We start from the raw sequence: 23,858 nt of genomic DNA on the forward strand, positions 1-23,858 counted from the left end.
GAATTATATTTAATAATCATCTTAATTTGAATCTTGAATTATCTTCCTTTGTTTTTTTATCTTGTTTTTGATTAATACTGGCATCCATCCTCTTTACTGCCTCATGATCTTCTTCGAACTGTTCCTTGGTAAAATAATCCGAACCGGAATAATACTTGGTTCCCAATTCGATTCCAAGCCGTGCAAGCAGCTCATCAGTCTCTTTAAGAAGTGCCTCCTCCTTTGCAAGATGTTCATCTATTTTCTCCTGATTTTCAAGTTTAATGTCATCAGGATTAAATACTTTGTTGCCGCCAATCTTATCATCACTGTTATACTCAGGGAACAGTTCTGATCTGAATATCGGAAATTCATAGCCTTCGTCACCTACAAGCTTATCTGACTGGAAACCATATTTTACCGGTTCCGGTTCTTCTTCCTCTACCGGCTGCGCTTCTTCTGCCCTTGCAGTATCTTCATACTCCTTGACTATCTTCTCATTCTCTCTGGAGATCATTTCAATCTCCCTTAACATCTGATCCAGTTCATCAGGAGTTGTTATCTCCTCCGGCTCAGCCTCAGGTGCAGCTTCTGCTACCGTCTCCGGTTCAATGTCACCTTCCGCCTCTGTCACCGTCTCCGGCTCAACTTCAGTTGCCGTTTCATCTTCAACAGCTTCTTCTGTTTCAGCTTCTGTCATTTCTATCGTTTCGGTCTCTGTTGTTTCAACCGGCTTGACTTCAGTCTCCGCTGTTACTTCTTCTGTTTTGCCCTCTGTTGTAGCCTCCTCAGCTTCTGTTTCAACCACAGACTCAAAAGTTTCTGTTCCCGGTTCAGTCTCAACTATCGGAGTGGTTTCCCGGTCAGTTTCAGCTTCCACTATCACCTCTGTTTCAAGCTGTTCCGACTGCTTGCTTTCTTCAGATTCCGTTTTCTCTTCATCAACCTCAAGCCCGGAAGTCTTAGTTTCAGAAATTTCAAGTTCAGAAGTCTCAGGTTCAGAAGTCTCAGGTTCAGAAGTTTCTTCGACTATATCTACTGAAACCTCACTGACATCTGTGAGTGTATCCATAAGATCTACAAGCTTTACGTCCTCTGATTTTGAGAGATCTTCAATCTCTACTTCTTCCATAGAGTCAGTAAGCTGCGAATGATCTATTGTGACCATGTCATCTTCATCTGCATTCTCTGCAAATGAAACTTCATCGTCTTCATCGACACTTATGAAATCAAATTTCTCCGTCTCATCATCAGAGTCATTACTCTTATTATTTGTTTCCGTGTTTTCTTTACTGTCTATATTATCTTTATCCGTTACAGTCTCTGAATCGATCTTTCCTTCAACATCAGCAGTGTGTGTTTCACTGCCCTCCGCTGTAGCTTCAACACCGTAAAGTTTCGTATTATCTGTTACATATTCAGGAGATACAGCCTTACTGTCAGAGCTGTCAGCCGAAGCATTCGCCTTGTAGCTCATACTATCTTCTGTAAGCTCCATGTTTGATATCATGGAATCTCTATCCTTATCAAGTCCCATATCTGAGCTTACACGCTCATCTCGCTTACGCTTTCTCTCCATTTCCTGCTGTTCAACTTCCCGTACAACATCATTATATGCAAGAGAATCTCTGTCTCCATTGATTTCGCTTTCTATAATGCTGTTTATCTGATCATCAAGATCGTTTTCATCAAACATCGGATCAAAATTATCTGATGTATAATCATCCCCGGACATAGTTGTTATCTTAATATCACTTATATCAGGCTTTATCTTTACGCTCTCAAGAACTATAGACTTGCGTGTCGGAGCCGCCGCCACCCTATCAGCCTCAGATGCACCAACTTCAGCAGCCTTTTCAGTGCCTTCATCAATGTCAGCGTCCTTTGCTTCTGCCTGCACTGTATCCGTGTTTTTCTTACTGATAGCGTCCTGTGCTTCCGTCTGTGCTGTATCGGTATTTTCTTCACTGCTGTCAACAGCCTGAGCTTCAGCCTTCTGAATCTCAACAGGCTGTTCTGTTTCATCCGAATCAGTCTTATCAGTTTCCGCAGCCTTGCCTGTTTCTCTGGACTCACCCGCCTCTGAAACCTTAGGTTCTTCCGATGTCTCAATCTCCTTCGGATCTTCAGCTTTTTCTGTGGCCTCAGCCTCCGTAATCTGCGGTGTTTCAGGTTTCTCCACAGTCTTTCCGGTATCTTCGCCAGCCTCGTTATTCTCTGTCTGAGCTGCTTCCTCATCCATTATTTTATTAAGAAGTGTGGTGTTATCATCATTGCTCTCCTTTATTCCTGCAAGAGCCTCCATGATCTCTTCCTCTTCCTGCTTCGACATTCTCCGCTTAAAAAAGCCCCTCTTCTCATGCTTCTCGGATGCAGTCTCTGAATTCTCCCCCTCTGTATTCTGAACATTACTTTCAGCCTCCGCCTTGGCAAGCTTCTTCTTTTCTTTCTTTTCTTCTCTTTTAGCCTTATTTCTTGCAAGAGTCTGTTTTATCTTCATTGTGCCTGAAACAGGCTCATCATTTTCAACCATAAGGGTTATGGTAGGAGCTGTAGGATTAAGTCTGTAGTCATCCGCCTCAAGAGCCTTCTCTTCCATCTTTCTTGTATCAGCATCCTCAGCAGCGTCATCGGCGGTCTCGTTTTCAGGGAAGCAATACAATTTTTTTTCTGGATCGGCAGTTCCTGCCAGGAGCTCATTTACATCATCTATGTAGATGGACTTCTTGTACGTAGCCTTAAACACTTCTCCCTCGTACTTAAGTTTTTCTTGCTCCTTCAAGGCAGCAAGAATGAGCAGATGCTCGTATTCCCACCGCTCTGCCTTTTCCTTATCATTTGCCGCTGCCAGCATGGCACGAAGCTCCTGCACCGGCTTCCTGTCCGCCTTGGCAAACAAATACTCCAAACGTATCTCTCCGGCATCCTCTCTACCTTCAAGATTAAACTTGTACACTTCATAATACTTATCTGCCAGCGTTCTGAGACCCATGGTCAGATACAACTGTATCAGAGAAAATATGATCTTATTTCCTGCAGGTGCCATGGAGTGTGCTCTTACCAGAGCCGCCCTTGCTTCATGGTACTTATGATTCTCGTAGTAGACCTCTCCGCATACCCTTATAAACTGCGGGCTTAGCGACTTGGACAGATCTTGATTCTCAAGTATATCTAATGCAAGACCATACTCTCCGTTTTCAGCAAGTTCCTTTATTTTATTTACGCTGGACATACTAATTCCTGTAGCCACTTTTGATTGCTCCTATGTATTTATAATCACCCTGAAATTTTATCATAAAAAGCGTTTCTTTACAACCTTTTGATAGTAGGGTGTCATTAAAAGTCCAAGGACTATTCCAAATACCAGTCCCACGATATGTGCGGCATTATCTATGCCATCCGACACATATCCATTTGCAATGGTAAGAAAACAAAGCATAAGAAGGTTTCTTAAGGATATATCTCCCACACGTCCCTTGTTAAAAGATGCCATTACTATGAGCAATCCCATAAGTCCAAACAACGCTCCCGATGCTCCACCCGCATAATCATATGGGTGCCCCAGATAACATGCCGCAAGGGAACCTATGGACGCCACCATCCCTGTAACTATATAGCATATTGGATATATCACCTTTCCAAGCAAATGCTCTACCCTTGCTCCCAACGCTTCAAGTATGATCATATTGCTTACCAGATGTTCAATACCAAAATGAACAAACATGGCAGTAAACAAACGATAATACTGATGACCTTCAATGACAGCTGAAGGATTTATTGCAAGATAGTAATTGAGTCTGAAATTATATTTTCTTGTAAGTATGCTGTCCAGAAAAAATATAATAACATTTATGGCAAGCAATATAGGAGTAACAACTCCGAATATCCTGAGAAGCCTGTTGCTGTCCTTCTTTTTTTCAATCTTTATCTCATGATCGAGTATATCTGCAAGGCCATCAAAATCACCTATCTGATTCTCAAAGACATAAAACTTTCCATAATCCTCAGTGAACAGCCACAGGTTATCCATGACCTCTATCATATGATTTATCCGGTCATCGAAAACACCGTCCGGCATTAACAATATGTTCAGCAGCCTTATGTCCTTGTCTGTGTCCTGGGAAATGTCACTTATTATCTTATTGTTAAATCTCTTCAGATCGTCCGCATCAAGATTATGACCGCTACCTATGACAACAACGTATATGGTACCGCCCTCGGCTCGACCATATACGTTGTTAGTGTCAGGGTTTAGTTTTACATATCCCTTTTCTTTAAGCTTGTTTACGATCTGCAACATATATTGCTGCATACTCTACTATCTACAGGCCAAGGAACAGATTCTCAATCTTCTCGATAACCGTATCCTTAGCGTTTCCTCTCTTTCGCTCGTACTGGCTTCCTGATTCCATGATCTCCAATAACTGTATTCTTATGCTTGCGTCAAGACTTGGCAGATATTTCTTAAGCACATCTTTAAGCTCAACCACGTACTCCTTGGTCTGCATTTCTGCAAGCATTGGCTCATAATCAAATGTAACAGTACTCTTAAGATCTTCCTGCTTTCTTCCACATATTACACATTCCTCTGCACCGCCTTCATTCACATGTCCGCAGTTACATGTCCATACAAGTCCGTCTGACTTGTAATTTGCAACAGCGTCAAGACCCCTCTTATTCTTCAGGGCATTGAACTTAACAGGGCTTAGGTTTATATCAATAGGATCATCTCCGCATGCATATACACCTCTTGACGTTACGTACTTCTTTATATAAACCTTTGAGCTTGAAATAAGCTTTATGTACTTATCAGGAAGCTTACAATCTGCATAATCTGACTTTAAAAGCGACAGATTGATCTGACTGTCAAATACGAAATCAACACCTGTAAGTGTTGTTATATCTCCGTATATATTAACGAACTCTATATCTGCCTTGATCGCCTTGATATCCTCACGGCTGTAATTATTAAACCAGGCAGCAATCTTTGTTCCGTCCCCCTCTGATGCAAGTATTACCTTGACTGCTCTTGGAACTGCCTTGTTATAGTAGTTCATTACATACAGCTCATTTCTTACAAAATTAGCCTTCTGAAACTCAGATACATACTCCTTGTTCACCTTAACGAGTGTACCACTGGCAACAACTGCCGATACATTACTTGAGTAGTCAACAACATTGATATTAAATCCAATAACTCCATTGTATGCTGTCTCACCGACCATCTCCTTAAATGCAACGATTGCATCATTCATAGCTGCGTCAAGCTTCGCCTGATAAACGCTGCTTCTGTCTGTTGCAATATCTGCGATTGATGAGCCAATTTCCTTAACAAAATTTGAGCTTAATATTATCTGTGTAAACTTATACGGACCATACTCCATGATCTCATAACCCTCAAATCCTGTTCCGGATGTAATCTTAATTTCCTCCATGTCTACTCCTCCAAAAAAACATGCAAAAATTTCCGCCAGTCCCTGCCTAGCAGATTATTTAATGGGATGTACGCATCCCAATGTAACCAATGTAAAAATTGTATCACATGGAATTAAAATATACAAATAAAAATTGTTAAAAATATCAAAAAATCAAAGTGGTTTTTGTCTATTATCACAAGTTTTCAGGATTGTTGTTTACATAAGTACAGAATTTGAACCTATGCCCCTTCTCCTCATATTCCTCTGACTCATCCACCATCTTCCATCTATCCATATCATCAAGCACAGGCAGATATGCATCTGCAATAAACTCTTCATCTATCTTTGTTATTACCGCTCCGTCACAATATTGCAAAAGCTGTTCATAAACAGACGCTCCTCCTATGACAAATACCTTATCGCTCTCCTGTCCGGCCAGAACTTCCTTAAGCTCTTCAATAGAATGTACAACCATTGCTCCCTCTATATCAAGCTCCTTATTTCTACTTAAAACTATATTCTTCCTTCCCGGAAGAGGTCTCGCCCCCGGAAATCCCTCTATAGTCTTTCTTCCAAGTATGACCGTGCCGCCTATTGTAAGAGTTTTAAAATTTTTGAGGTCAGAAGATATCCTTGTAAGAAGCTCTCCTTTATATCCTATACCCCAGTTTCTGTCTACTGCTGCTATCATCTTCATGGCAAATATCCCTCTCCATTTCTGTATCTTTACTATATTGCTATAGGTATGTTCTTAACCTGCGGGCCGGTAACATAGTCCTCTATAGTGAAATCATCCAGTGTGAAATCATAGAAGTTCTTAACATCCGGATTCATGCTGAATTTAGGTGCCGGATATGTCGGTCTGCTTATAAGCTCCTTAACAATAGGTATATGCCTGTCATATATATGTGCGTCCGCGATAACATGCACAAGCTCTCCTGCCTTGAAGCCTGACACCTGGGCTATCATATGGAGCAATGCCGCATACTGGACAACGTTCCAGTTATTTGCAGCCAGAACATCCTGTGAACGCTGGTTAAGGATTGCATTAAGCCTGTCTCCCGTAACATTAAAGGTCATGCTGTAGGCACATGGATAAAGGTTCATCTCAGACAGGTCAGCATGAACATAGATATTGGTCATCATTCTTCTGCTGTATGGATTCGTCTTAAGATCATATAAAAGTCTGTCTACCTGATCCATCATTCCCTCTTTATACTTGTGCTTCACGCCAAGCTGGTATCCGTATGCCTTTCCTATGGAACCGTCCTTATCAGCCCAGCTATCCCATATATGGCTCTTAAGATCATTGACATTATTGGATTTCTTCTGCCAGATCCACAATATCTCATCTATGGCAGACTTTATATAAGTCTTTCTGAGCGTTATGGCTGGAAATTCCTTTGAAAGATCATACCTGTTCACCACGCCGAATTTCTTTATGGTGTAGGCATATTCTCCATCCTCCCATTTTGGTCTGACTTTTTCCCCCTCGGTACTGTATCCGTTTTCTATTATATCCTTGCACATGTTGATAAATAATTCATCAGCTCTGCTCATACTGTTTCTCCTCCGTATACTTTATAAACACTTCCTCTATTCTACATTATTCCCGGCAAAAAAAGAAGAACAAATATTATTTGACATATTTCCTCTGCAAATATACCAATTATACCCATAAACCATACCAGTTATACCCATACAGACAAATTCCGCGTCTTTCGTTATATACTACATTCACACGAACCACATAAGCTTATTTGTTTCGCTATCTAAAAAGTCGGCGGATATCAGCCCCTAATATGCAAGGAGAAATAAAATGTCCAAAAAAAACACAAACAGTAACAACACAAATACATCACCTGCTGCCACAGCCGGGAACAAAGACATGTTCTGTAAGCTTCTCCGTCACTACAGGCAGAAGAAGAATTTAAGTCAACGTGAACTGGGTCTTATGCTGGGTTTATCAAGAAGCGGCTATGCCAATTATGAAAATGGAGCCTGTCTTCCCTGTATAGACCAGATAAATCTACTATCCGAAATACTCGATTATGATTTTTTATTTGCATTTACCAGGGCAAACGCCAGCATTGCAAGTTATGAGAGAAAAAAAGAACCTGCGATGCTTGTATGCGACAACGCAGGAAATTATCATTACGATTCACGATTCCCGGGAGAAGCCGAAGATCTCCAACCCACCGAGACCATAAAACCCGATCCGGATCAGGTTGAATTGCTTAGGCTATACAATGACATAACAGACTGGGACAAACGCCTCATAAAAGAATATATGAAATTGAAAAGGAGTACATACAATGAACAACACATGCACATTTATGAAAAACCTGAGGGTGCTGAATAACCTCACCCAGGAGGAACTGTCACAGCGCATAGGCATAACAGCCTCTGCCTACTCGCACTTTGAAACCGGTATTCGCCAGCCGGATATTAACACTCTTGTTAAGCTCTGCTGTTTCTACAAGATAAATATCATGCATTTAATATATCTGGTCTGTATGGATATGTGCCCCACAGAGGATCAAGACCCCGGAATGTTCCAGATATTCACATACGGAAGCCTCTGTTCCTCAGATGAGAATACTCTTATCACAAAATTCCGACGGCTTGATCCTGATGATAAGCAAAACGCCCTGCTTTTCATTACCGCTGCCGAGATCACTGAAAATGAGAATCATTAAGTACCCGCCTGTTGATCTCATTTAACACTTTCTTCTTGTCACCGCTCCACAGCGGAGCAACAAGGAGACTCTTAGGGCCATCCCCTGTGAGCCTGTGTACCACCATACCCGTCGGTATGACTTCTATGCAGGCTCTCAGGATATCTATATACTGATCCAGTGTCAGCACTTCAAAGTCTCCTTTCTCATACATTTCACACAAGGCAGTATTCTTAAGCACATGAAGGAGCTGGAATTTTATACCTTGTACACCCGAATTTCCTATATACTCTGCAGTCGCAACCATATCCTCCTTTGTTTCGTAGGGAAGTCCTATTATCATATGGGTTATTATATGGACGTCTATAGTCTTTAGCAGAGAAACCGCGGCGTCATATTCAGAAAGCTCATAGCACCTGTTTATAAGCCTTACGGTATCCTCATGTATAGTCTGAAGTCCCAGTTCCACCCATACAGGCTTTATACGGCATAACTCATCAAGAGCAGCCACAACTCTTTCATTAATGCAGTCAGGTCTTGTGGCTATGGACAGCCCACATATACTGTCATTTTCTATAGCCTCCATAAACTTGGCACGGAGCACGTCAATATCTCCGTAGGTATTGGTAAACGACTGGAAGTATCCGATATAATGATCTCCCTTAAACTTCCCATTTACCCTTTCCTTTGCCTTTTCTATCTGTTCAGTTATACTTAAATTTCTTTTCTGGGAAAAATCTCCGGAGCCTGATTCACTACAGAAAATGCAGCCTGCATATCCTCTGGTTCCATCCCTGTTAGGACATGTGCAGCCTGCATTTAATGATATCTTGTATACCTTCTCCGAGAATACATCCCGCATATACTGGTTTGCTGTATATATCTTCATATTCACCCGATATTTATCTGTTATTTATATGCACTAAAGCTTCTCCATGGCACGTATCAGCTCAGGCACAACCTGTTTCTTTCTGGATACCAGACCTTCCACATATGCGTAGTTATCATCAAAAGACTTGCCAAATGCCACCTGGCAAAGCTGCTTGGCGATACTGCCCTTACACAATACTCCTGAACCTTCATCCAGTATATCTGTCATAATGAACAGACATATATCGCAATCGGCAAATTCCGTATCCTTCATGTACTTCTTCATCTTGGCTGTTATACCGCTAAGTTCATCCTTGCTTATGGATGTTATCTGTCCTATACCTACAACTTTATCTCCAACATCAAACTTCTTATAATCCTGATGGAGTATCTCTTCAGTGGTCTTTCCCGTAAGATTACTTCCGGCTGTGAACATGGACATGGCAAGTTCCTTGAGATCTACCTCGGCTATACCTGCCAGTTCCTTGGCATATAGTTCATCCACCGGTGTACAGGTAGGTGACTTAAACATAAGCGTATCTGAAAGTATGGCGGCACACATAAGTCCTGCCGTAGCCCTGTCAGGGAAAATATTCTGCTCCTTGTACATCATATATATAATGGTAGCTGTACAGCCAAGAGGCAGATTTCTGAAATAAACCGGAGCCACAGTTTCAACGCTGCCTATCCTGTGGTGGTCTATTATCTCAAGAATCTCAGCCTTGTCTATATTATCTACCGACTGGCTTCTCTCATTATGATCCACAAGTATAATCTGTTTTTTTCTGGAATTAATAAAGTTTCTTCGTGATACAAGACCCTTGTACATTCCGTACTTGTTCACCACAGGGAAATATCTGTATCTGGTCTTAGACATAACTCCCTTAAGGGTCTCTATGGTGTCCTCTTCTCTGAATGTGTATATATTGTCCTTTATCATAAAATGCTTTATAGGCATACTCTGACCTATAAGTCTCGCAACGGTGTAAGTGTCATACCCGCTTATGATCACAGTGCATCCTGCTGCCTTCGCCTCCTCAAGCACCTTATCTGACACACAGTCAACCAGACATACAATAAGCATGCCTGCACCATTTTCAATAGCTGTATGCTGAGGTTTCTCCCTGTCTCCAAGAATTATTATATCATGGGGCTTTATATATTGCTTCATAACGTCCACATGAGCAGCGCCTATCATGACCTTACCGGATGGAACCACTGCATTTTCATCTCCAACCAGCATCTCCCCATGTATGGTATCTATAACATCCTTACAGGTGGTTCCTGCCCTATAGAGTACATCAGAATCATTTGTAAGAAAATACGCCTCTGCTATATCACCTACGGTAACAAGCCCCTTAATCTTTCCATCATCTACTACAGGAAGTGTCGTGGCGTCATTTTCCTGCATAAGTTCAAACGCTTTCTTTAAGGTAATATCTCCCGACACTCCATCCACCAGTCTATAGGTTATGTCCTTAACCTGAGAATCAACGTCTGAAAGCAGTTCCGGTGTCTTAACTCCAAATCTCTTAAGTACATATTCTGTCTCTTTATTCAATTTTCCTGCCCGCTTAGGGAAATACTTATTCTCAGTCAAGTTCTTAAGGTTTGCATAGGCAATGGCAGAACATATGGAATCCGTATCAGGGTTCTTATGTCCTATTATAAATACCTCATCAGCCGGTGTATTATGCATATACTATACCAAATACAGGCGTGATATATATCACGCCTGCTATCCTTCTTTTTAAATTTTAAGCGTAACATCTTCTTATATTGTGTTTCTTAATAAGAAGATTATACTACTATATTTCACTGATATCTACAAGTGAAAGTTTTCTGTCAGCAGATGTCTCAAGACTTGTTAAGAGTGCGTCTGCTGTGTCAAGGCTTGTAAGACATGTAACTCCTGTCTCTACTGCATGACGTCTTATTATAAATCCATCCTTGCTCTTCTCAATACCCTGTGAAGGAGTATCTATGATCAGATCTATCTCATGGCTCAAGATAAGATCAAGAAGGTTAGGTGATGGCTCCTCTACCTTGTTTATAAGCTTGGCAGGCACACCATTTTCATTGAGTACTCTGCAGGTGCTTCTTGTGGAATATATCTCGTAACCGATATTTACAAATCTTCTTCCGATATCTATTGCATCCATCTTATCGGAATCCTTTACTGTAAGTATCATCTTCTTGGTCTTAGGAAGATTTACACCGGCTCCAAGGAATGCCTTATACAGTGCTTCATTGTAATCCTTTGAAATACCAAGACATTCGCCTGTTGACTTCATCTCAGGTCCAAGGCTTATCTCAGCGCCTCTGATCTTCTCAAATGAGAATACAGGCTTCTTGATGGCAAAATACTCTGATTCAGGCTGGAGTCCCGGCTCATACTCCATATCCTTTATCTTCTCACCAAGGATAACCCTTGTGGCAAGATCTACGATAGGTATTCCTGTAACCTTGCTTATATATGGAACTGTACGGCTTGAACGTGGATTTACCTCTATTACATATACTTCATCATTAAGAGCAATAAACTGTATGTTTATAAGTCCTATAACGTGAAGGCTGTTGGCAAGCTTCTTGGTGTAATCAACTATTATCCTCTTTACCTTTGGTGAAAGGGTCTGGGCAGGATATACGGATATACTGTCACCTGAATGTATTCCGGCTCTCTCTACATGCTCCATGATACCAGGGATAAGAATATCCTCTCCATCACATACAGCGTCAACCTCAACTTCCTTACCCATAAGGTACTTATCCACAAGAATAGGATGCTCCTGGGTATATCTGTTGATGATATCCATGAACTCTATTATATCCTTATCTGATATGGCAATCTGCATACCCTGACCACCAAGAACATATGAAGGTCTTACAAGAACAGGATATCCAAGGCTGTTAGCTGCTTCAAGAGCCTCATCCCTTGTAAATACTGTATGTCCGGCAGGTCTTGGGATACAGCACTTCTCAAGGATCTCATCAAAGAGCTCTCTATCCTCTGCTGCGTCAACATTCTCTGCGCTTGTTCCAAGGATCTTAACTCCCATCTCCATGAGTGCTTCAGTAAGCTTGATGGCTGTCTGTCCTCCAAACTGCACTACCGCACCGTCCGGCTTCTCAAGATTTACAATTGCTTCAACATCCTCTGCTGTAAGAGGCTCGAAGTAAAGCTTATCTGCTATATCAAAGTCTGTACTTACAGTCTCAGGGTTATTATTTACAATAATTGTCTCGTAACCCTTTCTTGCAAATGCCCATGTGCTGTGTACTGAACAGTAATCGAACTCGATACCCTGACCTATTCTGATAGGACCTGAACCAAGTATCATTACCTTCTTTTTGCTGTTGTCCTCCACAACCTCATTCTCACCATCAAAGCATGAATAATAGTAAGGTGTGGCTGCGTCAAACTCTGCGGCACAGGTATCAACCATCTTGAATGAAGCTGTGATACCATAGTCATATCTCATCTTTCTGATCTCTTTTTCTGTCTTTCCTACAAGACGGGCAATAACCTTATCAGGAAACTCAACTCTCTTGATCTCCTTCATGAGCTCATAGGAGATATCTCCCTTAGACTGTATGATCTGTCTTTCCTTTCTTACAAGGTTATGGATCTTATCGATGAACCACCTGTCTATCTTGGTGATATTGTATATCTCATCATATGAAATGCCTCTTCTTATGGCCTCGGCAATAACATATATTCTTCTGTCATCTACTCTGTGGAGAAGCTCAACAACCTCTTCATCAGTCATATCCTTATATCTGCTCGACCAGAGACTGTCTACATGCTGCTCAAGTGAACGGAGAGCCTTCATAAGGGCACCCTCGAAGTTTGTACAGATACTCATAACCTCACCGGTAGCCTTCATCTGTGTGGTAAGATCATGGTCTGCCTTTATGAACTTATCAAACGGAAGTCTAGGTATCTTGACAACAACATAATCAAGAGCAGGCTCAAAGCTGGCATATGTCTTCTTGGTAATGGCATTTGGTATCTCATCCAGATTGTAGCCAAGAGCGATCTTGGCTGAAACCTTTGCTATAGGATAACCTGTAGCCTTTGACGCCAGTGCTGATGAACGGCTTACTCGAGGATTTACCTCTATAACGCAGTATTCAAATGATGTTGGGTGAAGTGCGAACTGTACGTTACATCCACCTGTTATCTTGAGTTCTGATATGATATTAAGTGCTGCACTACGGAGCATCTGGTATTCCTTGTCTGCAAGAGTCTGAGATGGAGCAACTACTATTGAGTCACCCGTATGGACTCCCACAGGATCAAGATTTTCCATGTTACATACGGTGATACATGTGCCGTTAGCGTCACGCATTACCTCGTACTCTATCTCTTTCCAGCCTGCGATACATCTCTCTACAAGAACCTGTCCGACTCGTGAAAGTCTGAGGCCGTTCATAAGTATCTCTACAAATTCTTCCTCGTTGTTGGCGATACCGCCGCCACTTCCTCCAAGGGTGTACGCAGGACGGAGAACAACCGGATACCCGATCTTCTTTACAAATTCAAGACCATCATGAACTGTTGTTACAACCTCTGATGGGGCAACAGGCTCATGGATCTTCTCCATGGTCTTCTTGAACTCAAGTCTGTCCTCTGCCTTCTTAATAGTCTGGGCTGATGTACCTATAAGTCTTACATCCTGCTCCCTTAAGAAGCCGCTCTCCTCAAGCTCCATTGCAATATTAAGCGCTGCCTGCCCTCCAAGGGTAGGAAGAAGACTGTCAGGCTTCTCTTTCTCTATAACCGCCTTTACAACATCGGCAGTAAGGGGCTCTATATACACCTTATCGGCAATATCCTTATCTGTCATGATAGTTGCCGGATTTGAATTTATAAGTACAACGCATATGCCCTCTTCCTTAAGGGATCTGCACGCCTGGGTTCCGGCATAGTCAAACTCTGCTGCCTGTCCGATTACAATAGGACCTGAACCTATAACTACAACCTTTTTGATATTTGCATTCTTTGGCATTACTTAGACACCTCCATCATGTTCATAAATGTATCAAACAGATAACCGGAATCAAGAGGACCTGCACAGGCCTCAGGATGGAACTGGACTGTCTGTGCATTCTTTCCAAGATAATGTACACCCTCAACGGTTCCATCATTTACATTTACAAAGCTTACCTCAGCTATCTTTCTGTCAAGAGTCTCCTCCTTAACCATGTATCCGTGATTCTGGGTAGTAATATAAACCTTTCCTGTCTTAAGATCTCTTACAGGATGATTTGCACCTCTGTGTCCGTATTTCATTTTCTCTGTGTCCGCACCATTGGCAAGAGCCATTAACTGATGTCCAAGACAAATTGCAAATATTGGAATATCTGTTTGGAATAATTTCTTGATCTCATTGATTGTTACCTGACATGATTTAGGATCGCCAGGGCCATTAGTTAACATAATTCCGTCAGGATTGTCTGCGATGATCTCTTCAGCCGGTGTTTCAGCCGGATATACTGTAACCTGGCAGTCTCTTTCAAGTAAAGATTTGACTATATTGTTTTTAACACCAAGGTCAATAACTGCTACCTTATAACCTGTTCCGGGATAGAACTCCTTCTCCTTGCATGTTACCTCAAGAACAACATGTCCCATCTCCCATGCCTTGATCCTGCTTATGCATGTATCAAGATCATATGCCTCATCAGTAGTTATCATGCCCTTCATGGTACCCTTATTTCTAAGGATCTTTGTAAGAGCACGGGTATCAATTCCCTCAATGCCCGTAATTCTATTATCTACAAGGAATCTGTTGATGTCTTCATTGCTTCTGAAGTTACTAGGATACTTACACAGCTCTCTTACAATAAATCCTGACTGCCATGGCTTTGTCGCCTCCATATCATCATAACATATTCCATAATTACCAATAAGGGGATATGTCATACAAACCGACTGACCTGCATAAGAGGGATCTGTTAGAATTTCAAGATAGCCGGTCATTGAAGTATTGAATACGATCTCACTGATTATCTCTTCGGTAGAACCAATGCTGCTACCTTCAAATACATGTCCATCCTCCAGTATTAAAAAAGCCTTCATAATACACGTTTTCCTTTCTTTTTTCTATTTTTGCTCAAAAAAAAAGAGTGAACAAAGGGATTTTCTGGAGATCCTTAACTTTCTTCATTGCCTCTTTTTTTCTAATTTAATCAATATTAACACAATCATTTTACTAATACAATATTTTTTTCGTCAGTTTTTTTGTGAATTTGCTTTAGAAAACTCACAGCCGCAGAAATTCTGCCTGTACAGTCCGTATTCATGGGACAATTCTATGGAATGTTTGTATCCGTTCTTCTTTTTGAAGTCACTGTACAGATATGGTATTTTGTATTCCTGTTCCAGCTCTCTTCCTATCTCATTAAGCCATGCCGAGTTTTTATGGGGACTTATGGACAGGGTTGTGGTGAAATAATCGTATCCGTGGCTTACTGCATAAGCGGCAGACTTGTCAAGTCTTAATCTGTAGCACTTATAACACCTGCTGCCTCCCTCAGGCACCTCCTCAAGACCTTTGCTCATTTCTAAGAACTTCTCGCTCTCATGCTCCTCAAGAAATGTACCTACTTCATCATGGTACACATTGTCCACAAATCTCACCAGTTCTCCCCAGCGTTTCATATATTCCTCATACTCTGTGATATTTGGATTGTAAAAATATGCCGTAATATGAAAATATTCACTTAGTACAGACAGGCAGTGGCTGCTGCAGGGAGCACAGCAACAGTGTAACAGAAGTCTTGGTTTTGTTCCTTCCGGTATATTTTTTATCTGCAACTCCATAATTTTATTGTAATTTGCATCTTTTTGAATATATTTACTAATTTCAAACATGTTTTTTTCTCTTTTCTATAATTATTTTTTTTAATTTTTTTGGAGTTTTTTCGTTTTTTGTGCATATTTTATAATTGACATTGTAATTTATTTACAATATACTAAGGGTAGTTATTAAAGCATGTGTCTATACGATTCGGAGGTGTTAGCCATGACAGTACAACAAGCTGTAAAAAAGTATAAGCTCGAGCCATTAAGCATTTCTATGGCAAAGCAGAAAGCTAAGGAGCTTAACGTCGATGACGTTTTGTACATGAATGTGCAGAAGAACAAGTATGCGTATATCGTAAAGGACGGAAGCAGAGGCATTATGCTATATTCTGACGAAAGAAGCCTTTACACCAAGCTATACAAGGGACTCAAGGTTACTCCGCTGGAGCCTTGATCTACCGTATATCTACATCAGCTGTTCTACATTCACACATACATAGTACACATTATGGGAGTTTCCCCTTTCATTCATCTGAAAGAGATTCTACTATATCAAAATGGGAAGATGTTTCAAGTCTGATCCCCCATCAGACCCGAAGCAATCTTCCCTTTTTATTTTTCTCTTCTACTTTTTCAGCTTTCCTCTGAAGAATGAGCCTATATGTTCCATAACTCTGTCATTTGTCTCTATAAGGACTTCCTCCGGCTTACCATTTACATTAAGGATAAACGCATATACATTATCCCCTGCTTCATCCATCACGAACACATGGCTTCTTATATCAGGATTTGCCTGATGTTCATTGTCTCTGTATACGGAATCTGCCTTTGTGATGATCTTCACATCCTTACCTGTAAATGAATAAACTTTCTTTCTTGATGACTTGGCAACTATCCTTGAAATATCCACATCATCATTTGTCATTATATATTCATATTCAACATCTCTCTTTGACATTGCCAGGACAATAACAGCAATTCCGATCAGCAGAAAGGAGAAGCCTATACCGCCGGTTGCAAATACCAGTCCCATTCCTATAAGTGATATGATCACTCCGATCACCGTTGCCAATATCACCCCTGCAGGTGTCTTTCCTTTAACTATATGCTCCACATAACCATTTTCATTAAACATTTCTTTCCTCTTTTCCTTTTTTTACTTCCTCTGAACCATCAGAACCATTTATACGATCTCATTTATGAGCATGTTGTCAGCCATTATCTTTTCCTTGAAATCATCATTGATAATATTGAACATTATGCCCTTTCCCGGTCTTAATATAAGGTCTTCGTCCGATATACTCCTTCCGAACAATTCTATCTCATCTGCCGGATTGCTAAGGGTATGGATCATGTATCCAAGGGACTCCAGATCCTTTTCTGTAGTGATATACTGTATTATCTCCTCTCCTTTGTCACCATTCATAAATCCTGCAATGGCAATTATCCTGTCGGACTTTGTGACCACAAGAACCTCACCGCCCTCAGACTGGCAGCAAAGGTCAAGCCCGCTTATATATTCGCTGTTCCTCATGGTAAAAACGTCATAAGTCTCAGCTATCCTTGAATTAAAATCCTTCCAGAGATAGTCAGACACATCGCTGTAATGTATCATATCCATGTCCTCATAACGATCCTCGTATCTTGCAGCAAGAGCGTGAGTATCATATATGTGGCTTTCCTCAAGTCTGAAGAAACCCTGACTCTCATAATACCTGTTATCCTCCGGCATAAGATATGTGAAATCCTCCCCATCATTCTTAATCCATTCTATAACATGCATCATAAGCTCTCTCATTATACCCTTCTTCCTGTATTCAGGCAGAGTTCCCACCCCCACTATATAGTGGACATCCTTTCGTCTGCCGTTAAACACTATGGTATACGGGTTAAGATGTGCCATTGATACCAGCTTTTCTCCGTCAAAAGCTGCAAATATAACATTTCTGCTGCACACCTCATTAAAATAATAATCTATAAAATCATTTGAATCATTAAAGCATATCTTCCACAAGCTCCTAAGCTGAAGAAAATCCTCCTTATTGCAAATCCTGTATTCCATATACTTTCCTCCTGTGAATAGAACATCAGCCCATTAAAATTTACCTTCGGCAAAGGGGCTGAAGCTACATGTCAAGTTTTCATATAAAACTTGACACAATAAATAGAACATCAGCCCATTTAAAATTCTCCTTTTTTGCCGGGCTGGCTCTTATCGGTCTGTCTGTGTCATGGCACATCCGCTGCAGCCTGCACATGCTCCTGATACGGTGTTCACCTGATAGCTGAAGGTATCCACAGTTTCAAGAAGACATACCGCCTGTGAACTTATGCCAAGTCCTTCACCTGTAAAGCCCAGTTTCTCTTCCGTTGTCGCCTTAACATTAACAGCATTTACCGGTATACCAAGCACTCCGGCAATCTTCTCCCTCATAGTATCTATATAAGGTGCAAGCTTAGGCTGCTGGGCTATTACCGTTGCATCAATATTGCTTATGAACAGCATTTCCCTATCAAGAAGCTTCTTTACCTCTCCAAGGAGAACCATGCTGTCAGCTCCCCTATACCTGTCATCTGTATCAGGGAAATGTCTTCCTATATCTCCAAGTCCTGCTGCACCAAGAAGAGCATCCATTATGGCATGAACAAGGACATCCGCGTCAGAATGACCAAGCAGCCCTTTCTCATAGGGTATATCTACTCCGCCAAGAATAAGCTTCCTGTCGGGAACTAATCTATGAACATCATATCCCATTCCTATTCTCAATTATATATTCCTCCAAAATCCGAACATCAGCCGACCATCCCACCCAAGATCACTGTCATTCTAAAATAACCTTCATCCTAAGATCATATCATCTTAAGCTATCTGTGGTCTATGGTGATGGCTGACAATACCTGTATTGTATATCTATCTAGCTATTTTATAGTAAAAAGGTGAGATTTTCAACTTGATTGTTGGGAACTTTCCTCGTTGAGGGTATGTTTATGCAAGCATGTCGCACTTGACTCGTTGCCACAAATCGAGTAGGCTCCTCCTACTCGATCCGTGCAATATATGTCATCTCGCCTATCGGCTCGATGAACATTGGCCTTCATATAGAAATTTATGCAAGCATAATTTCTGCATGAAGGCTTATTGCACAAAAAAAAGACAGAAACCTGTCTTTCCACTTAGTAGCGGGAGGGGGATTTGAACCCTCGACACTGCGGGTATGAACCGCATGCTCTAGCCAACTGAGCTATCCCGCCATATTAAATTATTAAGAATGGGACCTACAGGGCTCGAACCTGTGACCCTCTGCTTGTAAGGCAGATGCTCTCCCAGCTGAGCTAAGATCCCGTTCTTTCGTGTCCGTGACCCGAACACCTCTGTTAGTATATACTTTAGGTGTTTAAAAGTCAAGCACTTTTTTTATTTTTTTGCCAACTTTTTCAAATTACGTTTTTCGGGCATTTTCAGACAACCAATTTATCATTAACGAACCTACAGGCAAGCCCTGCAGCCTCCGACGAAGATAATTATAAATTTGTGGTCGGAGAATTTGCATTAATCGAACTTTTATGCATCTCCTGTCACGACCTGTTCCCGAATATGGAGATAAACACATTGATAATAAGTATTATTACCGCAATAGGAAGAACCACATAAAGCAGCACCTTAACGCCCAGGTATATTATCATTCCAACCACCACAAGAACGGCCAGTACGCACAATGCTATAACAATTTTCCCAAGCACTGTACTGAAGTCCAGCCTGCCAAACGCCAGACTTGTGTGTCCTGTATTCTGGTCAATATTTATATGCCAGCCCTTTCTGGTCTCTTCATCATCGTAGCCATATGTTTTGTCGTAAGAGCTGCTGTAATACTGCCCCTCTGTTCCTTCATCATAATAAGTTCCGCTGGCAGCACTTCCCTTAGTGTCTATTATGGTCTTTGCTATTATACGGGCAGGTCCCAAATCGTCGTATACCTGTTGTTCACTCTTGCCCTTCTTTATTTCGTCATTAAAATATCCGTCGTAGTAACTTATGGACTCTGCAAGTACCGGTTCAGATACATTTCCCTTTAAAGCCTCCTTAAGCTCCTGCAAAAATCTTCTCTTCATAAATTCCACCTCCTGTAATTGCTGTCACGGCTCACAAAATGATTGCATGCATTCCTTATCTTAAATATCTATCATCTGTACACTATGACCACATAATAATCCTTTAGTCTTGTAACAGAATACTGTACCTTATGCCGCTTTATATACTCAGTAAGAAAATCCAACGAAATATCATAAGCCATTTCATCTCTCACAGCCATTTCAAATACGTTTGTGTCCGTACTGTTATATACTCTTCCGAAGTCACTCTCAAGCTCTGACAAATCATCATAGACAGTATTATTTACCCTGTAATAGTTGTACTCTTCTCCGGCACATTCATTGTACAGCTCTCTGTCCCATGAGTGTTCATATGCCATGTTTATATCATCCACATTAAAATACGTATGAACCGGATCAAGGGACTGTTCCACGTCGCTGTCATCCCAGGTACAGTCAACATTGTACCACTGTCCTTCTATACACACCTGATTCCATGCATGTAATTCCTTAAGACCATATCCAACCACCAATTCATTTTTAACGCCCATACAATCAAGCAGTAGGGCAAATGACTGGGAATATCCATCACACACGGCAAATCCGTCAACCAGTGCTCCATAGGTGGTATAGGCATCATTCTCATCATCGCCATATCCATACTGGCACCTGTTCACTACATAGTCATGGGCGAGCAGTTCCTTGCTGTAATCGCTTAAGTTGTCATCCACCTGCTCAAGGAGATCGATTATCTCATTATATATAGCCCGTGCTCTCATCTGTTCTGCCGGTATGTCCTGATCATACAGATACTTCATGAGTACATAATAATTATCCGATCTGGTATATCTTAGTTCCACAAAATCCGTATCTGCAAATGATACAAGCACCCTGTATGTATCCACATGTCCGTATGCCGAATCAACTACCTGATTTATAGCTGCCAGTTGAGAGTCCGATACATCCTTTACAACGATATAGTCTCTTTCCTTTCCTGACCTTATATCCTCCAGCACCACCTTCGACAATTCCTTCATGCCGTTTATGGTCTGGTCTTTCTTTATTATATTAAAGAATGTCCACTTAAGACAGTATAGCAGTGCGAACACCACCAGTATCACCATGACACCCTTTATAAAATTTTTAAACCTTCTCATAATCTCTATAACCCGAATCCATTGTATTGACTATTTTAACATTCGATATCAGTATGTGCAAATTAATAATAAATAAAATTATTTAAAATTCTTTAATGTTGATAAAGTACTGCTATTGTTGTAAAATAAACCCAATGCAAATCTACAGAAAAGAGGAAAATATAATGGCACAGCTTTGGGGTGGTCGTTTCACTAAGGAGACAGACCAGTTAGTATACAACTTTAACGCATCCATTTCTTTTGATCAAAAGTTCTACAAGCAGGATATCAGAGGCAGTATTGCCCACACCACCATGCTTGCAGCCTGTGGAATACTTACAGATGAGGAAAGAGATCAGATAATCGACGGACTTAACGGAATACTTCATGATGTCGAGGCAGGAACTCTCGCTATCACATCAGAGTACGAAGACATACACAGCTTCGTGGAAGCCAACCTTATCGATCGAATCGGAGATGTGGGAAAGAAGCTCCACACCGGAAGAAGCCGTAATGATCAGGTTGCCCTTGACATGAAATTATATACAAGGGACGAGATAATAGATATAAAGGAACTGCTAAAGGAACTTTTAACCACACTCCACTCCCTTATGAAGAAGCACACTGATACATACATGCCCGGCTTCACCCATCTTCAGAAGGCTCAGCCTATCACACTTGCCCATCATTTCGGTGCATACATGGAGATGTTCAAGCGTGACTACAGCAGATTATGTGATATATATGAAAGAATGAATTACTGTCCTTTAGGCTCAGGTGCACTGGCAGGAACAACCTATCCTTTAGACAGGGAGCTTACAGCATCTCTTCTGGGCTTCTATGGTCCTACCTTAAACAGCATGGATTCAGTTGCCGACAGAGATTACTGCATAGAGCTTTTATCTGCTCTGGCAACCATCATGATGCACCTTAGCAGATTTTCAGAGGAAATAATCATATGGAACTCCAACGAATATAAATTCGTAGAGCTTGATGACTCCTACAGTACAGGAAGCTCCATCATGCCTCAGAAGAAGAACCCTGATATCGCAGAATTAGTAAGAGGAAAGACAGGCCGTGTATACGGCGCCCTCACTTCCCTCCTTACAACAATGAAGGGTATCCCGCTGGCATACAATAAGGATATGCAGGAAGATAAGGAATTTACATTTGACGCAATAGACACTGTAAAGGGATGTATAGCCCTCTTTAACGGCATGATAAAGACTATGACCGTCAACAAACACAATATGGCAGAGTCAGCCAAGAAGGGTTTCACCAATGCCACAGATGCTGCCGACTACCTTGTAAATCATGGTGTTCCGTTCCGTGACGCCCATGGCATTGTAGGCCGTCTGGTACTTATCTGCATAGATAAGGGTATAGCTCTTGATGATCTTCCGCTTTCGGAGTACAAGGAAGTAAGCCCTGTATTTGAAGAGGATATCTATCAGGCAATAAGCATGAAGGAATGTGTTGAGAAGAGAAACACCATCGGGGCTCCGGGCACAGAGGCCATTAAGAAGGTAATCGAAATCAACGAAGAATACCTCAAAAATCTCAAGTAGAGTAAGGAGATGTAATCTTGAACAGAACAAACAAAGCAAAAAGAGACCTTGCAATAAGAATGTTGAAAGTTGATATTTCAATAGATGAAGTGGCTCTTATGTCAGGGCTTACCATAGAAGAATTAAACGCCATAAAATCAGACCTTGACAAGAATGATTCCGAAGCGAATGCTATGAAGGGCTTTAACTTCCAAAATATGAATTTTGATGATATCAACAAATAATCTAAGTAAAGAAAGAACCTCATATTCATACAGCCATGACATTTCATGTAATGTATGTTTTATGAGGTTTTTTATTTACGAATATCCACTTTTGTGTTTTCCCGGTCTTTAAAATGTCTCCAGATACTCCTACAGATAATTTTTCATTTTCTTAAGTGCATTCTTCTCAAGCCTGCTGACCTGGGCCTGGGATATGCATATCTCCTCTGCCACCTCTGTCTGGGTCTTGCCATGATAATATCTTAATTTGATTATATCAAGCTCCCTGGGATTAAGATGATCCATAGCGGCTGCCAGAGACAGATTGTCCACCCATTTCTCTTCCTTGTTCTTTTTATCGCTTATCTGATCCATAAGGTACAATGTATCTCCGCCGTCTGTATATACCGGCTCATAAAGAGACGCCGGCGTCGCAATGGCATCAAGTGCCATGGTCACATCCTCCGGGGATATATCTATCTCATTTGCAATCTCTACTATGGATGGTTCTCTGTCGTTCTTCTTTGTAAGAATATCCTTAGTATAGATTGCCTTGTAAGCGATATCCCTTAAAGATCTGGATACTCTGATAGAATTATTGTCCCTCAGGTATCTTCTGCACTCTCCTATTATCATAGGGACCGCATAGGTAGAAAATTTCACATTAAGGCTTCTGTCAAAATTGTCCAAGGCCTTAATAAGTCCTATACATCCAACCTGAAACAGATCATCGGGATTTTCTCCCGAATTATTAAAACGACTTACAACGCTCAATACAAGTCTCAGATTGCCCTCTATGAACTGCTGTCTCGCCCTGGCATCTCCCTCTTCAATCCTATCAAACAATCTTTTTTTCTCTTCCTCTGACAAAACAGGAAGCTTCGATGTATTCACACCACACAGATAAACCTTATTCAGTGCCATGAACTATATCCTCCAAACATAACTTGTATAGATATAGCATTGACATTTTGCCTGTTTTTATTCAAAAGAAAAGAAGCCCAACGTCAGCTCCGGACGCAAGACCTCTTCATATATCCACCTTTTACGGCTTCTGATACCTGTTTTATTTTCAGCTTATTTCAGCCGCTTCTCATCATGACTTTT

Annotated in this window: 21 protein-coding genes and 2 tRNA genes; 5 read left to right on the forward strand and 18 right to left on the reverse strand. The window is 41.1% G+C overall.

Going from position 1 to position 23,858, the window contains the following annotated elements:
* Positions 1-16 precede the first annotated feature (16 nt).
* The 5 genes from DXB54_RS11285 to thyA form a co-directional block, all read right to left on the reverse strand.
* On the reverse strand, positions 17-3,229 hold the full coding sequence (locus DXB54_RS11285; protein ID WP_147361033.1) for a hypothetical protein: 3,213 nt from the start codon (positions 3,227-3,229) through the stop codon (positions 17-19).
* 42 nt (positions 3,230-3,271) lie between these two features.
* Positions 3,272-4,279, reverse strand: a complete 1,008-nt coding sequence (locus DXB54_RS11290) for a rhomboid family intramembrane serine protease (RefSeq protein WP_021937999.1) — start codon at positions 4,277-4,279, stop codon at positions 3,272-3,274.
* A 22-nt stretch (positions 4,280-4,301) separates the two neighbouring features.
* Positions 4,302-5,414, reverse strand: a complete 1,113-nt coding sequence (locus DXB54_RS11295; protein ID WP_021937998.1) for a heavy metal-binding domain-containing protein — start codon at positions 5,412-5,414, stop codon at positions 4,302-4,304.
* 175 nt (positions 5,415-5,589) lie between these two features.
* Positions 5,590-6,093: a dihydrofolate reductase gene (locus DXB54_RS11300; protein ID WP_118695234.1), complete on the reverse strand. Its 504-nt coding sequence runs from the start codon at positions 6,091-6,093 to the stop codon at positions 5,590-5,592.
* Positions 6,094-6,125: 32 nt separating this feature from the next.
* On the reverse strand, positions 6,126-6,956 hold the full coding sequence (thyA, locus tag DXB54_RS11305; protein ID WP_021937996.1) for a thymidylate synthase: 831 nt from the start codon (positions 6,954-6,956) through the stop codon (positions 6,126-6,128).
* Between the two features lie 259 nt (positions 6,957-7,215).
* On the opposite strand from thyA, the gene DXB54_RS11310 reads away from it, so the two are divergent.
* Positions 7,216-7,758 (forward strand): helix-turn-helix domain-containing protein, encoded by a 543-nt coding sequence (locus tag DXB54_RS11310; protein ID WP_021937995.1) that lies wholly within the window; start codon positions 7,216-7,218, stop codon positions 7,756-7,758.
* Positions 7,712-8,095 carry a helix-turn-helix domain-containing protein gene (locus DXB54_RS11315; RefSeq protein WP_118695235.1) on the forward strand — a complete coding sequence of 128 codons (384 nt, stop codon included), beginning with the start codon at positions 7,712-7,714 and terminating at the stop codon, positions 8,093-8,095. The genes DXB54_RS11310 and DXB54_RS11315 overlap by 47 nt, the downstream gene beginning before the upstream one ends.
* Here the strand turns inward: DXB54_RS11315 and DXB54_RS11320 are convergent.
* The 5 genes from DXB54_RS11320 to DXB54_RS11340 form a co-directional block, all read right to left on the reverse strand.
* The gene (locus DXB54_RS11320; protein ID WP_021937993.1) at positions 8,073-8,963 is read right to left on the reverse strand and encodes a TIGR01212 family radical SAM protein; all 891 of its coding nucleotides are present in this window, start codon (positions 8,961-8,963) and stop codon (positions 8,073-8,075) included. The genes DXB54_RS11315 and DXB54_RS11320 overlap by 23 nt on opposite strands.
* A 33-nt stretch (positions 8,964-8,996) precedes the next feature.
* On the reverse strand, positions 8,997-10,643 hold the full coding sequence (locus DXB54_RS11325; protein ID WP_021937992.1) for a putative manganese-dependent inorganic diphosphatase: 1,647 nt from the start codon (positions 10,641-10,643) through the stop codon (positions 8,997-8,999).
* 109 nt (positions 10,644-10,752) lie between these two features.
* Positions 10,753-13,956, reverse strand: coding sequence for a carbamoyl-phosphate synthase large subunit (carB, locus tag DXB54_RS11330; protein WP_118695236.1), 3,204 nt, complete (start codon positions 13,954-13,956; stop codon positions 10,753-10,755).
* Positions 13,956-15,029, reverse strand: a complete 1,074-nt coding sequence (locus tag DXB54_RS11335) for a carbamoyl phosphate synthase small subunit (RefSeq protein WP_021937990.1) — start codon at positions 15,027-15,029, stop codon at positions 13,956-13,958. Before DXB54_RS11335 ends, carB begins: the two co-directional genes overlap by 1 nt.
* Positions 15,030-15,182: 153 nt before the next feature.
* Complete coding sequence (locus DXB54_RS11340) at positions 15,183-15,824, reverse strand: epoxyqueuosine reductase QueH (RefSeq protein WP_118695237.1); 642 nt, start codon at positions 15,822-15,824, stop codon at positions 15,183-15,185.
* Between the two features lie 151 nt (positions 15,825-15,975).
* On the opposite strand from DXB54_RS11340, the gene DXB54_RS11345 reads away from it, so the two are divergent.
* Complete coding sequence (locus DXB54_RS11345) at positions 15,976-16,209, forward strand: hypothetical protein (protein WP_021937988.1); 234 nt, start codon at positions 15,976-15,978, stop codon at positions 16,207-16,209.
* Between the two features lie 171 nt (positions 16,210-16,380).
* Here DXB54_RS11345 and DXB54_RS11350 read toward each other — a convergent pair whose 3' ends face one another.
* From DXB54_RS11350 to DXB54_RS11380, 7 genes are all read right to left on the reverse strand, one after another.
* A complete protein-coding gene (locus tag DXB54_RS11350; protein ID WP_021937987.1) occupies positions 16,381-16,890 on the reverse strand; it encodes a DUF6106 family protein in 510 nt (169 codons plus the stop codon).
* A 48-nt stretch (positions 16,891-16,938) separates the two neighbouring features.
* A complete protein-coding gene (locus DXB54_RS11355) occupies positions 16,939-17,817 on the reverse strand; it encodes a GNAT family N-acetyltransferase (protein WP_118695238.1) in 879 nt (292 codons plus the stop codon).
* Positions 17,818-17,967: 150 nt separating this feature from the next.
* On the reverse strand, positions 17,968-18,522 hold the full coding sequence (gene ispF, locus DXB54_RS11360; RefSeq protein WP_118695239.1) for a 2-C-methyl-D-erythritol 2,4-cyclodiphosphate synthase: 555 nt from the start codon (positions 18,520-18,522) through the stop codon (positions 17,968-17,970).
* Between the two features lie 411 nt (positions 18,523-18,933).
* Positions 18,934-19,007: transfer RNA gene (locus DXB54_RS11365), tRNA-Met, on the reverse strand.
* A gap of 18 nt (positions 19,008-19,025) precedes the next feature.
* Positions 19,026-19,098 (reverse strand) — tRNA-Val (locus DXB54_RS11370).
* 233 nt (positions 19,099-19,331) lie between these two features.
* On the reverse strand, positions 19,332-19,865 hold the full coding sequence (locus DXB54_RS11375; RefSeq protein ID WP_021937435.1) for an HAAS signaling domain-containing protein: 534 nt from the start codon (positions 19,863-19,865) through the stop codon (positions 19,332-19,334).
* Between the two features lie 71 nt (positions 19,866-19,936).
* Positions 19,937-21,001 (reverse strand): transglutaminase domain-containing protein, encoded by a 1,065-nt coding sequence (locus DXB54_RS11380; protein ID WP_118695240.1) that lies wholly within the window; start codon positions 20,999-21,001, stop codon positions 19,937-19,939.
* A gap of 164 nt (positions 21,002-21,165) precedes the next feature.
* Between DXB54_RS11380 and argH the strand changes: the two genes are divergently transcribed.
* Together argH and DXB54_RS11390 are read left to right on the forward strand one after the other, a co-directional pair.
* Positions 21,166-22,548: an argininosuccinate lyase gene (gene argH / locus DXB54_RS11385; RefSeq protein WP_021937437.1), complete on the forward strand. Its 1,383-nt coding sequence runs from the start codon at positions 21,166-21,168 to the stop codon at positions 22,546-22,548.
* Positions 22,549-22,565: 17 nt separating this feature from the next.
* Positions 22,566-22,772 carry a hypothetical protein gene (locus tag DXB54_RS11390; protein WP_021937438.1) on the forward strand — a complete coding sequence of 69 codons (207 nt, stop codon included), beginning with the start codon at positions 22,566-22,568 and terminating at the stop codon, positions 22,770-22,772.
* 129 nt (positions 22,773-22,901) lie between these two features.
* Here DXB54_RS11390 and sigG read toward each other — a convergent pair whose 3' ends face one another.
* On the reverse strand, positions 22,902-23,675 hold the full coding sequence (sigG, locus tag DXB54_RS11395) for an RNA polymerase sporulation sigma factor SigG (protein WP_021937439.1): 774 nt from the start codon (positions 23,673-23,675) through the stop codon (positions 22,902-22,904).
* Between the last annotated feature and the right edge of the window lie 183 nt (positions 23,676-23,858).

The organism is Coprococcus sp. OM04-5BH (assembly GCF_003482105.1).
In the GTDB taxonomy this organism is placed as follows: domain Bacteria; phylum Bacillota; class Clostridia; order Lachnospirales; family Lachnospiraceae; genus Coprococcus.